14 protein-coding genes are annotated in these 13,264 nt (G+C 40.4%); 3 read left to right on the forward strand and 11 right to left on the reverse strand.

Annotation, left to right across the window (positions count from 1 at the left end; genetic code table 11):
• Positions 1-80: 80 nt before the first annotated feature.
• On the reverse strand, positions 81-1,682 hold the full coding sequence (locus ACX0HA_RS00810; protein ID WP_458843359.1) for an ABC transporter substrate-binding protein: 1,602 nt from the start codon (positions 1,680-1,682) through the stop codon (positions 81-83).
• A gap of 87 nt (positions 1,683-1,769) precedes the next feature.
• Here ACX0HA_RS00810 and mtaB point away from each other — a divergent pair, with 87 nt between their 5' ends.
• On the forward strand, positions 1,770-3,137 hold the full coding sequence (mtaB, locus tag ACX0HA_RS00815; RefSeq protein ID WP_458843360.1) for a tRNA (N(6)-L-threonylcarbamoyladenosine(37)-C(2))-methylthiotransferase MtaB: 1,368 nt from the start codon (positions 1,770-1,772) through the stop codon (positions 3,135-3,137).
• Between the two features lie 46 nt (positions 3,138-3,183).
• On the opposite strand, the gene ACX0HA_RS00820 is transcribed toward mtaB, so the two are convergent.
• The 7 genes from ACX0HA_RS00820 to ACX0HA_RS00850 form a co-directional block, all read right to left on the reverse strand.
• Positions 3,184-4,902, reverse strand: a complete 1,719-nt coding sequence (locus tag ACX0HA_RS00820; RefSeq protein ID WP_458843361.1) for a T9SS type A sorting domain-containing protein — start codon at positions 4,900-4,902, stop codon at positions 3,184-3,186.
• Positions 4,903-4,932: 30 nt separating this feature from the next.
• Entirely contained in the window at positions 4,933-5,715 is a 783-nt protein-coding gene (locus ACX0HA_RS00825; protein ID WP_458843362.1) for a hypothetical protein, read from the reverse strand.
• A 300-nt stretch (positions 5,716-6,015) separates the two neighbouring features.
• Positions 6,016-6,549: a DMP19 family protein gene (locus ACX0HA_RS00830; protein WP_458843363.1), complete on the reverse strand. Its 534-nt coding sequence runs from the start codon at positions 6,547-6,549 to the stop codon at positions 6,016-6,018.
• Between the two features lie 35 nt (positions 6,550-6,584).
• Positions 6,585-7,220 carry a class I SAM-dependent methyltransferase gene (locus ACX0HA_RS00835; RefSeq protein ID WP_458843364.1) on the reverse strand — a complete coding sequence of 212 codons (636 nt, stop codon included), beginning with the start codon at positions 7,218-7,220 and terminating at the stop codon, positions 6,585-6,587.
• A 4-nt stretch (positions 7,221-7,224) separates the two neighbouring features.
• Positions 7,225-7,941, reverse strand: coding sequence for a 3-ketoacyl-ACP reductase (locus tag ACX0HA_RS00840; RefSeq protein ID WP_458843365.1), 717 nt, complete (start codon positions 7,939-7,941; stop codon positions 7,225-7,227).
• A gap of 23 nt (positions 7,942-7,964) precedes the next feature.
• On the reverse strand, positions 7,965-8,249 hold the full coding sequence (locus ACX0HA_RS00845; protein ID WP_458843366.1) for a GNAT family N-acetyltransferase: 285 nt from the start codon (positions 8,247-8,249) through the stop codon (positions 7,965-7,967).
• 2 nt (positions 8,250-8,251) lie between these two features.
• Positions 8,252-8,977, reverse strand: a complete 726-nt coding sequence (locus ACX0HA_RS00850) for a pirin family protein (protein ID WP_458843367.1) — start codon at positions 8,975-8,977, stop codon at positions 8,252-8,254.
• Positions 8,978-9,095: 118 nt separating this feature from the next.
• On the opposite strand from ACX0HA_RS00850, the gene ACX0HA_RS00855 reads away from it, so the two are divergent.
• A complete protein-coding gene (locus ACX0HA_RS00855; RefSeq protein WP_458843368.1) occupies positions 9,096-9,770 on the forward strand; it encodes an alpha/beta hydrolase in 675 nt (224 codons plus the stop codon).
• 5 nt (positions 9,771-9,775) lie between these two features.
• The gene (locus ACX0HA_RS00860) at positions 9,776-10,663 is read left to right on the forward strand and encodes a lytic transglycosylase domain-containing protein (RefSeq protein WP_458843369.1); all 888 of its coding nucleotides are present in this window, start codon (positions 9,776-9,778) and stop codon (positions 10,661-10,663) included.
• A 121-nt stretch (positions 10,664-10,784) separates the two neighbouring features.
• Here the strand turns inward: ACX0HA_RS00860 and ACX0HA_RS00865 are convergent, their stop codons facing one another.
• The 3 genes from ACX0HA_RS00865 to ACX0HA_RS00875 all read right to left on the reverse strand — a co-directional run bounded on the left by ACX0HA_RS00865 (position 10,785) and on the right by ACX0HA_RS00875 (position 13,174).
• A complete protein-coding gene (locus ACX0HA_RS00865) occupies positions 10,785-11,489 on the reverse strand; it encodes a TlpA family protein disulfide reductase (RefSeq protein ID WP_458843370.1) in 705 nt (234 codons plus the stop codon).
• A 164-nt stretch (positions 11,490-11,653) separates the two neighbouring features.
• Complete coding sequence (locus ACX0HA_RS00870; protein ID WP_458843371.1) at positions 11,654-12,613, reverse strand: quinone oxidoreductase family protein; 960 nt, start codon at positions 12,611-12,613, stop codon at positions 11,654-11,656.
• A gap of 69 nt (positions 12,614-12,682) precedes the next feature.
• On the reverse strand, positions 12,683-13,174 hold the full coding sequence (locus tag ACX0HA_RS00875; RefSeq protein WP_458843372.1) for a Crp/Fnr family transcriptional regulator: 492 nt from the start codon (positions 13,172-13,174) through the stop codon (positions 12,683-12,685).
• Positions 13,175-13,264 lie beyond the last annotated feature (90 nt).

A 13,264-nucleotide genomic window follows, 5' to 3' on the forward strand; every position in this document is an offset into this window, starting at 1 on the left:
GCAACTTTTTGGTATTCCTAAGTTAGGTAAAAAAACGCTGCGTTCACATTTTTATGTTTTTTTTAAAACAAAAACTTCTGTTAAACTTTCTTTACCCTTTTCAAAACCAGCAAATTCAGGGGGTTTATGCCAAGGCCTGATACATTGCTGCGGGTGAATCGTGAAGCCTTATCATAAAATAAAGGAATTACAGGAGCTTCCTCTATCATAAGGGCATCCATCTGTTTGTACATTTCATGTCTTTTGGCATCGTCCGTTTCTAAAAAAGCAGCTTCGTATAGCTTATCGAATTTATCGTTTTTAAAATGGGTATAGTTTGGTCCGCCAGGTGAGAAGTTCTTGCTGTAAAACAGCGAAAGGTAATTTTCGGCATCCGGGTAATCGGCAATCCAGCTGGCTTTAAAAAACGATACTTTTCCGGTTGATATTGATTGCGTTAGTGTTGAAGGCGGGTTAACGTCTACCTGCACATCAAGCCCTGTCTTTTGCCATTCACGCTGCAGGTATTCGGCAATATCAAGGTATGAAGCACTGGTGCTCATCATAATTTTCGGCTTGTTATCGCCGGTTTGTTTTTTATAGTCAGCAACAAGCTGACGCGCTTTTTCGATGTCAAAATCATAGCCTTTAGCACCAAAGCCGCCTAATCCATTCGGAATCATTCCATTGGTGGCAGCTGCGCCCATCCCATTACGAAGAAACAGTATCATTTTAGCACGGTCAAAGCCATAGTTAAGAGCCTGACGAATGCGCTTGTCTTTAACCGCTTTATCGGCACCATCAAGACGAAAGCCCATGTACTCAGTATTTAGGTAGGGCCCGGTAATCATTTTTACATCCTTGCGATATTTTGGCTGCAATTCGCCTTTAGGTGTAAGTATCTCGTCTTTATAAGATGGGTCAAGGCCTGATACAAAATCGAGCTTGCCCTGAACAAACTGAAGAAATCCGCTTTGCTTGTCAGGCAGGAAGGTGATAGCCACAGATTCCATGTATGGCAGCTGAACGCCTTTTTCATCTTTCTCAAAGTACAACGGATTTTTGCGAAGCACCAGTTTTACGTTCTCTTCCCATATTTTGAATTGGAAAGGTCCTGTGCCGATCGGATTTGACCTGAAATCATGATTTGCTGTGTTGAAAGCTTCAATAGGCACTACCGATGCATACTTCATGGTTAATAGCCCAAGGAAAGCAGGGAAGGTCTTGGTAAGCCTGATTTCGAAAACAGTATCGTTAATGGCTTTAAAATTGTCAACGTTTTGTAGTATCCACCCACCCGGAGCCGCAATTTTTTCATCGCGCAGGCGATTTAGGCTATAACTGAAATCGGCTGCTTTTACAGTTCGTGTACTGTCTTTCCCGAACAGGATATTCTTATGGAAGTACACATCATTGCGTAAAGTGAACGTATAGGTTTTACCATCGGGCGAAATAGTCCATGATTTGGCGATATCTGGTTTTATGTTCAGGCTGTCATCAAGCTGTACAAGTCCATTGAAGAGTTGATTACATACCCATATTGAGGGACGGATCTTCGCAAATGCCGGATCTAAAGAGTTAACGGCAGCATTTTCGTTATACCGAAAAACAAGGTCGTCGCGGTTTTCAGATTTTGTTTTTCCGCAGGAAGAGAAAAATAATATTAAGCAACAAATTGATATATAGTATATTATTGATTTCATCAAGTCGATTTTTGTGTGTAAATTTGCAAACTCTTTTTAGATGGGGTAAATATAATTAAAGTTACTACTTTACAAGTAGCTTATAGAATGGAAAACAGGAAAAAAGTCGCTTTTTATACATTAGGATGCAAACTGAATTTTTCAGAGACATCTACCATAGCCCGCGGTTTTCAGGATGACGGTTTCGACCGTGTTGATTTTGAAGAGGTGGCCGATATTTATGTTATCAATACCTGTTCGGTTACCGAGAATGCCGATAAGCAGTTTAAACAGATCGTAAAGAAAGCGCTTAAGAATAATGATAAGGCCTTTGTGGCGGCTGTTGGCTGTTATGCCCAGCTGAAACCCGAAGAGCTTGCCGCTGTAGACGGGGTTGACCTGGTTCTTGGTGCAACCGAAAAATTCAAGATTACCGATTACATTAACGACCTGTCTAAAAATGACATGGGAGAGGTTCATTCGTGCGAAATATCAGAAGCCGACTTTTATGTAGGCAGCTATTCCATAGGCGACCGTACCCGTGCTTTCCTTAAAGTACAGGATGGTTGTGACTATAAATGTACTTACTGTACTATCCCATTGGCACGTGGTATTTCCCGTAGTGATACTTTAGAGAATGTATTGCAGAATGCCAAAGAGATCTCTCAGCAAAACATTAAAGAGATTGTACTTACCGGTGTAAACATTGGTGATTATGGTAAAGGTGAATTCGGTAACAAGAAACACGAACATACTTTTTATGAGTTGGTTCAGGAACTGGATAAAGTAGAAGGTATTGAGCGTTTACGTATCTCTTCTATTGAGCCGAACCTGCTTAAGAACGAGACTATACAGTTCGTTTCCCAAAGCCGCACTTTTGTGCCGCACTTTCATATTCCGTTACAGTCGGGCAGTAATGATATACTGAAATTGATGCGTCGCCGTTACCTTCGTGAAATTTATACCGAGCGTGTTAATAAGATAAGGGAAGTTATGCCTCATGCCTGTATTGGTGTAGATGTTATCGTAGGTTTTCCTGGTGAGACCGATGAGCATTTCCTTGAGACCTACAACTACCTTAACGAAATGGACATATCCTACCTGCACGTGTTTACCTATTCAGAAAGGGACAACACACCTGCAGCGACCATGCCGGGCGAAGTGCCAAACAATGTTCGCGCTAAGCGCAGCAAGATGTTAAGAGGACTTTCGGTTAAAAAACGCCGTGCTTTCTACGAGAGCCAATTAGGTTCAACACGAACAGTACTTTTCGAAAGCGAAAACAAAGAAGGCTACATTCACGGATTTACCGAGAACTATGTAAAAGTAAAAACGCCTTGGAATCCTGAACTGGTAAATACACTTCACGAAATTAAGCTTACTACCATTGATGAAGACGGTAGTGTAAGGATGGAATTTGTGAATGCTAAGGAAGAAGCGATTAGAACAAGCGTATTTAAAGATATATCAGCATAAAAGTAAAAACACCGCCTTTTGGGCGGTGTTTTTTTGTAAACTACTTTTACTTAACGATTAGCTTTTCGCTGTAAGTACCTTTGTTTGTGTTAACCGAAATAATATAAACGCCTTTAGGAAGTGCAGATACATCAAGTGTGTAGTCTGAAGTGTCCGAAGAAGTCATATATACAGTTTTCCCTTCTAAAGAGGTTACAGTTATATTTTTCAGTATATCATCTTTTACATGTAATGCTACCTGATCAGAAGTAGGGTTAGGGTATAATTTTAGTCCTAAACCATCTGAATCAAGAATGCTTCTTGTATTTTCTTTCTGTATTTGTGAAGAGAAACTACCTGTGCATTCCTGGCAAGCAATAATTTCAGCTAAAAATACGCTTCCGGCTTCAATAGTAGTATTGGGATTCATTTCGACATATTGACCGGCTCTCATGGTGATCTCTCTTCCTGAAAACACTTTATAATCCTGCATGGTAGTGATATGGTCACCAACACGATAGACATGTGGCATAACGTTAAGATCGGGATTGTAAAGTGCGTAAGAAGTATCGCAGGCTCCCATTTGCGAAAGTACCCAGGCAGGGAATCCTGCTCTAATTGTACCTGATCCTACGCCGGGACTAAAAGAAAAACCATAATCAGGGCTTGTCGTGCTGTTAGGATTACTGATAACGGCGGGGCTAAATGATAATGACGGATTAACACAAGCACAATATATCTTTCCGTTCATGCCCAGCTGCATACCCCATATTTCCCAAATATAGCCACTTACATCCGGAGCAATTAAAGTTACATTACTTGTGGTTGCTGTATAAGCATTACCTCTATACATACGGGCTCCCATACCAAAATAAACTTGTTGGCTGTCAGGCGAAAATTCAGCTGCGTATGCAAGATTATTGGATTCTTGTCCTGCCGGAGCCGGAATAGCTATCATGTTCTGATCGAAAGTGACCAAACCCGTGCTGCTGTCAAAATTACCTAAGGCCAAAGCACCATTAAAATTACCAATGCTTCTGTATGCTACAGCAATACGGTCATTGTTTGGACTTATCTTCATTTGCCCTGCGAAAGCACTATTTGTAATGCCAGCCAATAAATTAAAAGGAGCGATACTAACACCTGAAGGTGTACTCTCGATACCATCTGAAGAAACATGATAGGAATATATATATTGTCCTATTTGTGTAATCAGCCAGTAATCATTCCCGTTGCAATGCAGAGCTGTAGTCAGTTTTTCTGACCTGTTGTTATAAGTTTGGTTTATAGGGACACCCAGATGATCATTTAACACCGTATTCTTGTTGATGACCTCACCATCAGTACCGGTATAAGTGTTTACTTCAGAATAATATAAACCGGATCTGTCATCCCCGTTGATTGTAACCAGGTATACTGCTTCAAAAGGAATCCTCGCCTCAATATTTTGCGACATGACCCTTGGTTTTTTAATTATGGCCAACTGGCTGTTTGAAGTATGGGATAGCAAGCCACTACCATTTGTCATCAAAGTATTGTTAGCATTGTATACCTGCCTGCCGTTTGTGTAGAACAGAAATTGTCCTGCACCGTTCGAATAAGAGGCACAAGCTTCATCACTCGACAAAGCAGTACTTATACTGGTTGGAAATGTAGGGTCGGGATCAGCTAAAAAATCATAACCGGCATTATTCCCAAAGTACCAATTCGCATTATGCAGCTGTTGTGCATAAACTCCTGTACAACACATCAGTATCGTACATACAGATAAATATAAGTTTTTCATAAATTATCGTTTTAATGAATTAAACCTATATTACTTCTTTTGTTCTTTTAATGCGTTGATTTCTGCTTTAAGCAGCTCTATCTGTTTATTTTGTTCAATTAAATAAAGCGTAAGCTCTTCTACCTTTTCCATCAGTTTAGCATCCATTTTTGCTACATCGAGACCATTGTTTACCATTTCGGCAGCAGAAGGTACATTGGGAAGGTGCTTATTCTCTTTAGTGAATTTCTCAACATCTTCAAGAGGCATAAGCTTATAATCAGAAGCAAAGACATAATCAGCCCAATCAGTGGTAGTAGCTAATGATACTTTTACTTTTTCGGTAAGTATGCCTTGTTCAACAAAAAGTTTGTAGCCATTTGGAGTTTTAATATCACTGGCGCCTGCCCCAATTCTTACTTTACCATCCTGGTTAATACGCATTAATTCAGAACCGGCGCTGCCAATAGTAATTGCGGCTACAGTAGTATTTGTTGTAGCTCTGGCATTAAAATCGATAAAGCCAAGTTTTTGATTAGATACTAGTGATTGTAATCTTGTTGATATAGTACCATAACTGTATATCTGAGTTAATAGACCACTATCTAAACTAGGATTTGGCCTTAGGGCAAGTTGTCTGTCTCCAACAAATGTTAGTGTGTAAGGATTACCGGTGGTTGCTAAACCTACAGGAGAAATTACATCAAGAGAATAGGCTGGTGTTACAGTATTAACACCCGCTTTTCCTGTAGTAGGAAAAGTATTTGTGGCAATCTGAGAATACCCAAAAGCTGCACATAATGCAAATGACAATGTAAAAATTTGTTTTTTCATGATTAATTAGTTGGATTGGATTAATAATATTCGAATGTAAAGAGCCGTATGTTAAATCTGTAACATAGATTTTTTCTTACTATTTAATTTTTAAATATTGCTTGTCTTTTAGTTTAAAAGGTTGTAATTAAAAGTCTTGTAGTTTATGTGTCTTAACATATTTTAACAAATTTAAAAAACGGCTATCACAAAAAACCTCTGTTTTGTGATAGTGTAAAATGTGTGGTTTTTCCGTAATTGAAAAAATAAAAAAAGGCAAAGAGGAGTACTCTTTGCCTTTTAATAAACTATAATGAATGCTTATTTATCGATTTTCTTGCCTATGAATTTTTCAAGTTCGGCATACATGTCGTCTATGGATAGCACTTTAAGATCAGGGTGATTCTTCAGCCAGTCGGCATTGAGTTTTACCAGTCCTTCCGGAATTTCAAAATAAGTATCATCGTCTATTCTCTCCTTTATCGGACTTTTACCGAACTCCTGTTCCATGAATCCATCAAATTCTTTTCGGGTCAGGGCATCAATCTTTTCGGTTTGGGCTAAAAAATAGTCGAGGTGTGCCTGCGAGCCTACTTGTTCAAATGCTTTTTCAAGGAGAGTGTTCAGGTCTTCATTCCAGTCAGATTCGTGTACAAACTTTGCAAAGCCATCACTGTTTACCTGTGTGGTATAATAATCAAGATAATAGCTTATCAGGGCATCATCGTGAATGTCTTCATCTTTAAGGCCTTCTTCACGCATCAGGTTAATTACTGCAATATTTGAGTTTATTATGTCCTGGGCTTCATCGCTCTTAAAAGCATTTTCGGAAACTATTATCTTGTCAAATTTCATTGTTTATGTTGCTTTAGCTATTGTGTTAGGCAAAATTAAGATTTAAGGGTAATAACCCGTCCATCTATAGTGATATTTTTAAACCCAAAGTTAGCTTTGATCCATTCAAAAGCTTTTGCATGGTACAGAAAAACGTGGGTAGGATCGGTTTTATAATACCAGGTGCCAAAATCCCTGTTTTCATCAAACATGTCGGTCATTATATATAGTGAGCCATCAGGTTTCAATAATTCCCTCAATTGGCTGAATTCTTTATAGGGCTCCTTAAAATGTTCGGCTACTTCGGTACAGGAAATGTAATCGTATTTCTGTTTTAGTTTTTCGGGGTCATTGTGAAAGAACAGATCAAACTGGCTGATGTCATAACCATTATCGGTAAGTATTTTTACAATAGGCGAGCCCGTTCCCGATCCAAAGTCGAGCCCCTTGTCATTGATGCCAAAATCATTCAGGATGAGTTTGGTTACAGGGCTAAGGAAGTTTTGGTAACGTATGTCTTCCGGATCATTATTATGGCACAGGTAATGTGCTTTTTCCTCTTCGTCAGTAAGAAAACAATCAGGATGGGTAAAAACCGAAAGGCAAAGGGAGCATTGTAAAAACTCTCTTTGCCCTTTGGTATGATAATGGCTTGATGTTCCGCTGCAAAGCGGGCAGTCAATGTTGCTCATTCTTTTATGGGTTGGTAGACCACATTCCGCTATCCTTAATGAAAACCCTTTTGTTCAGTTTCAGCTGGGCTACTATAAGTTCAGCAAGGTCTTCCGGCTGCATTACTGTTTCAGGATTGCCATCGGTCAGATTCAGGTCTTTGGCCATATCGGTAGCGACAGTACTTGGTGTAAGCGCTGTTACCCTGATATTGTGCTTGCGTACTTCCTGCATAAGCGATTCGGTAAGGCCAAGCACTGCAAATTTTGATGCGCTGTAAGCGCTTGTCAATGCGGCACCTCTTAATCCTGCCGAAGATGAGATGTTTACGATATCACCGCTTTGTTGTTCGATCATGCCTGGTAGTGCAGCACGGGTTGCATAATATACACCCATAAGGTTTACTCTGATGATGTTCTCAAATTCTTCGGGTGTCAGCTCAAGGAACTTGCCAAATTTACCCACACCGGCATTGTTGATAAGGATGTCGATGTTCTTAAATTCGTCAAGAGCAGTTTTTACAGCTGCATTTACCGAGTTGATGTCAGCAATATCTACAGTAAGGATAAGTGTTTTTACGCCAAAGGCTTTAGCTTCGGCAGCTGTTTGCTCCAAGTCGGCAGTGGTACGTGCCAAAAGGATTACGTTAGTGCCTTCGGCGGCAAGCGCAAGTGCTACGGCTTTGCCAATACCTTTCCCTGCACCTGTAATAAGCGCATTCTTGTTTTTTAAACTTTGCATTATGATGTTTTTTGGAATTTTTATTATAGCCTGATGCCCGGTGGGAGCATCTCTTTATATTTTGGGTTCTTTTTAAAGAAGGCGGCAACTTTAGGGTGCGTAGGCACTACCTTTTGCCGTTTTTCTTCTGCAATATCAAGAATATTTTTAATGAATTCAGAAAGGAGTTCTTCGTCATCAAAGCCTTCCGGTACATTTATGCGGGTAAGGAACAATTTACGCTCCTGCATAGAATATTCTATGGAGAGCATTTTGCCATTGGCGGTAGTTTCAAACTGTCTTGAGAATGCGTTGTCTTTTATTTCCATAGCTAATCGTTAAACTTCATTGGTACTTCTATAATCAATATTTTGGAAGCAGATTTTGTTTGTATTTCAACACTGTCAAATTCAATAATTCCAAAGGCATCACGTTCCTGTACTGCCTGTCCGTTAATTTCAAGTTCGCCCTCAATAAGGAAAAGATAGATGCCATTATCAGGAACCTTTACATCATAAGTAATCGTTTGTCCGGCATCAAACACACCAAGGTGCAGGAATGCCTGCTGGTGAATCCATAGCGCATTGCCATCGTTCTTATCTTCCGGAGATACTATGTTTATAAGGTTATTGCGGTTATTTTCCAGGTCAAAACCTTTTTGTCCATATCGCGGCTCTACATTTTGCTTGTCAGGAAATATCCATAGCTGCAGTGTTTTGGCCTGCTCCGTTTGGCTTGCATTCATTTCACTGTGCTGTATGCCTGTACCGGCACTCATTACCTGTACCTCGCCAAAGCGCACCGTTTCCTGGTTGCCCATACTATCACGGTGGGTAAGTCCGCCCTCAAGAGGTATGGTAATAATTTCCATATTGTCATGCGGGTGGGTACCAAAACCCATACCTGCGCCTATAGTATCGTCATTCAGAACGCGAAGCATACCAAACTGTACCATGTCAGGATTGTAATAATTGCCAAAGGAAAAGGAGAAATTGGCCTGTAGCCACCCGTGGTTGGCAGTGCCTCTCTCGTTTTTTGGGAAAAGTCTTGACTTCATAACTTATTGATAAATTAAAACTTTTGCCCTGTTCATTTTTGAGCGAAAAACTTTAATTTTATACAAATTTCGGAATAAAAATTGATTGTTCCGCTCCCAAAGCGTTAAAACACAACAAATGGACAGGATACCTGTATATTTTATGCCCGGGCTGGCGGCTAGTCCAAAAATATTTGAAAATATAAAACTGCCTGAAGACCGTTTTGAAATGTTCTTTTTAGAATGGTGCCTGCCTGAGAAGGATGAAGCAGTAGCAGATTATGCAGCGAGGATCGTACAGAATATAAAACACGAAAATCCTGTACTTATAGGTGTATCGTTTGGTGGTGTATTGGTGCAGGAAATTGCAAAGCTCATAAAGGTAAGAAAGGTAATTATCATCTCGAGCGTAAAATGCAATGCCGAGTTTCCGAGGAGAATGAGGTTTGCTAAAATGACAAGGGCTTACAAATTTTTTCCAACCGGACTTATGGTAAAGGTTGATTGGCTTGCAAAAATTGCAGTGGGTAATAATATGATTACCAGGCGGCTGAACCTATATGGAAAATTTCTTTCCGTTCGCGATAAGAAATACCTTGACTGGGCGTTAAAAACTATTATATTGTGGGACAGATGCGAGCCTGATGATACTGTAGTACATATTCATGGCGATAATGATGAAGTCTTTCCGCCCAGGTATATAAAGAACTTTATTCCTGTAAAAGGCGGAACCCATATTATGATCATCAATAAGTACAAATGGCTCAATGAGCATCTACCGCAAATAATTTTAGAAGAAAACACTAAACTATAGAAACCATGGAATTGATCAAGAAAACAGGAGTTATCGCTTCGGCGATACTGATGAGCGGAGTGCTAATCCATTCGGCGTATGACAAACAGGATAATGATGAGGCAAAAAAGGAATTCCGTTACCCAACGGAGATTGATTTTGCTGGTGAAAAGACTCCTTTGAACATCTCTGACGTCCATGAACGTTTTGACCGCGAACTGCTTATTAATGCTAATCTTGATGCAACCACAAAAATCATCATTAAGCGTGCTAACCGTGCGTTTCCGGTTATCGAGCCTATACTTAAGAAAAATGGCATCCCGGACGATTTTAAATACCTGGCGGTTATTGAAAGCGGACTGGTAAACGTGGTATCACCGGCGGGGGCTAAAGGAGTATGGCAATTTATGCCTGACACGGCCCGCGAACGTGGCCTTGAAGTAAATGATGTGGTTGACGAGCGTTACCACCTTGAAAAATCTACCGAAGCTGCCTGTGCTTACCTGAAAACTGCCTATAACAAATTCGGATCATGGACGCTTGCCGCGGCTTCTTATAATGGAGGTGTAAGCGGTGTGAATAAGCAAATTACCTTTCAGGGTGCTACAAATTACTATGACCTGTTGTTGACAGATGAAACTGCACGCTATGTTTTCAGGATACTGGCATTAAAAGAGATCATGCAGCATCCTGCTGAATATAACTTTGCCATGCCGCAAAGCGAAATGTACCAGACACTGCCTGTAAAAACAATCCAGGTAACAAGTTCAATACCTGACCTGGCTGTGTTTGCCAAAGAACAGGGGGTTAATTATAAGATACTTAAGATACACAATCCGTGGCTAAGGGACAGGAAACTTGATGTAGCTGCCGGTAAGGCCTACATATTTGATATACCGCTTAAGGGTTACTAGTATTGAGATTTAGACATTAGATAATAGATATATGATTCTATAATAAAAACGGGTTTTACAAAATGTAAAACCCGTTTTTATTTGTCTGACTACTAAGATTCCAATTCTCAATACTGAAAAACTAATCGCTAATCTGCGTATGGTCTTTTGATATGTCTTTATTTACGGTTATGGTTGTAAGTCCGTCGAGGAATGATTTATAGTTGGCGGCCAATGCCTGCTCTGATTGCTCTTTAGACTGTCCTGTATAGACGCCGCAGCGGCGAATGTCTACGATCTTGCGTTCGGCATCAAGAAAATAGGAGGTAGGGAAACCCAGCGTGTGTTTTAGGGCTGCTACTGTACGGGTATCGGTTTTGTAATATTCGTGGGCATAACATACGGTAATCCTGCTGCTGAATTTTCGTGCCAGTTTTTTCATTTTATCCTTACGGTCCCAGAATAGTACGATGATCTTGACATCTTTGCCATATTTGCGAGCCAGTTTATTGAGTGCCGGTATCTCTCCCTGATTGGGTACACACCAGGAGGCATACGTAAGCAGGAATAAAGGTTTTTTTACAGAACTCAGCTTCAATTGGGAACCGGATGATTTTTTTAGTGTAAGATTGTCAAACGTAGTACCTATAAGGCGATGCTGTACAAGAGAGTCGAAAAGGAACTGCCCGCGTTCAACATTGCCGGTTACAAAAGCAAGTGTACTTTCTTTCTTATAATGCGTAAAGTTGATCTTTATGGCATTAGAAAAGTAGAGGCTGTCAGGAATTTGTCCTAAAGCCGTTAAGGGAAATAAGGATATTATTATGAGGGGTAATAAATATCTCATCGATTCGGTTAATTTGATGAGTAAATTTAGTTAAAATTCTCACAACAGATATAATATTTTTTTGTTATTAACGTTGTTTGTGACCCCAAATCAGTGTATTTGGTCGATTATGCTATGCATACACATATAAAAGCCTTCTGAAAAGAAGGCTTTGGATAAAAAACTTATATTTTTATAACGATGCGGCTTCCCAGTTTTTCTGTTTGCGACCATACAGTTTCCACATCTTTGAGTTCGGTAATTTCCAGGTCTGTTTTTATTTTGCCCTCAGCGACAAACTGAAATACTTCCGGCAGCACTTCATTCATGTATTTATGAATATCCGAAAAAGATATGCTGCCAATGCCTGACCCCAGGAATTCTATCTGTGTACTTCTTAATATGGCTGAAGGCAGAGAAATAGTGGCTCCTGCCATATTGCCTATGGTAACGATCTTCAGCCTGCGTGGCGGAAGTGATTTAAAAGCTTCGAGTATAAGCTCTACCGGATGTCCCCATATATAGTCCAACACAATGTCAATTGGTGTTTGGCTGTGTGATTCCTGTATTTGTTTGATGATAGTGTTGTCATCCCGGTTCAATGAGATGATCTCATCAGCGCCCAAGGTTTTCAATTCTTCCAGTATAGCCTGATTACGCCCTGTGACAACCACTTTGGCAGCGCCTCTTAGTTTTGCCATCTGAACGGCTATTTTACCTGTAAATCCGGTAGCACCGTTTATCAGTATTGTTTGACCTTGCTGAAAATCTGCTCTGTATAATAAAGCAGTATCTGAGCCTACAAGCGCATTGGGCAGGGCGGCTGCGGTTTCAAAATCGAGTCCGTCAGGGATTACCGTCCACTTACCTTTTTCGACCAGAGCCTGTTCGGCAAGCATCCCGGTTTTGCCCCAGGCATATATTTTTGTGCCATCTTCGAGCACACCGGCACCATCTATGCCTACAACAACGGGTAGGGAAGGGTAAGAGGTATAGTGTTTTCCGGCTGCCTTCCCGCGGTCGAGGTTTTTAAGTGAGAACGCTTTTACGTTAACAATGACTTCATTTTTGTTATTTGGTATAGGAACCTCAAAATCTTCAAATTTCGGATTAGTCCCTAACTGATGCAAAACTGCTGCTTTCATATTGTATAATTTTAAGCAAAGTTCGGCAGTGGCCAAAAGGCAGACGATAACAATTGTTAAGAAATGGAATCAGGGTTTACGGTTACGGATGCGGCTAAGCGATACGGGTGTGATACCAAGATAGGAAGCAATGTAGTGTTGGGGAACGCGCTGCAGTATCTGTGGATGCTTCTTTAAAAGTTCGTTGTAGCGTTCCTGGGGCTTGTTCTTTAGATAAGAGAGCATGTGTTTGGAGTAGTAAAAGAAGCGTTCCAGCAGCAGTTGGTCGAACCATTTTTTGAAATCCGTATCTTCTTGTATCAGTTTTAGGAACAGCTCTTTACTCATAACATACAGCGTGCAGGGTTCAAGGCTCTCCATGGTAAATTCGCTGTGACTGCCGGTAAGCAGGCTCTCCAGGGAGGCGACACCTTTACCTTCAAAAAAGAACTGGGTTGTGATTTCGTTGCCGTTATGGTTGGTCCACATCCTCAGGCAGCCCGACTTTACAAAGTACATAAACTTCGATTTCTCTCCTTCTTTCAGCAAAACAGTCTTGGTAGGAATACTTATCTCTTCCAAATCATATTTATGGATTAAGGATAATAAGTTTATGGGTTGGGATGATAGCAAAGCCTGAATTTTATTTCAAATATACAAAAGGCATCAAAA

It is taken from the genome of Flavobacterium hauense, assembly GCF_054457175.1.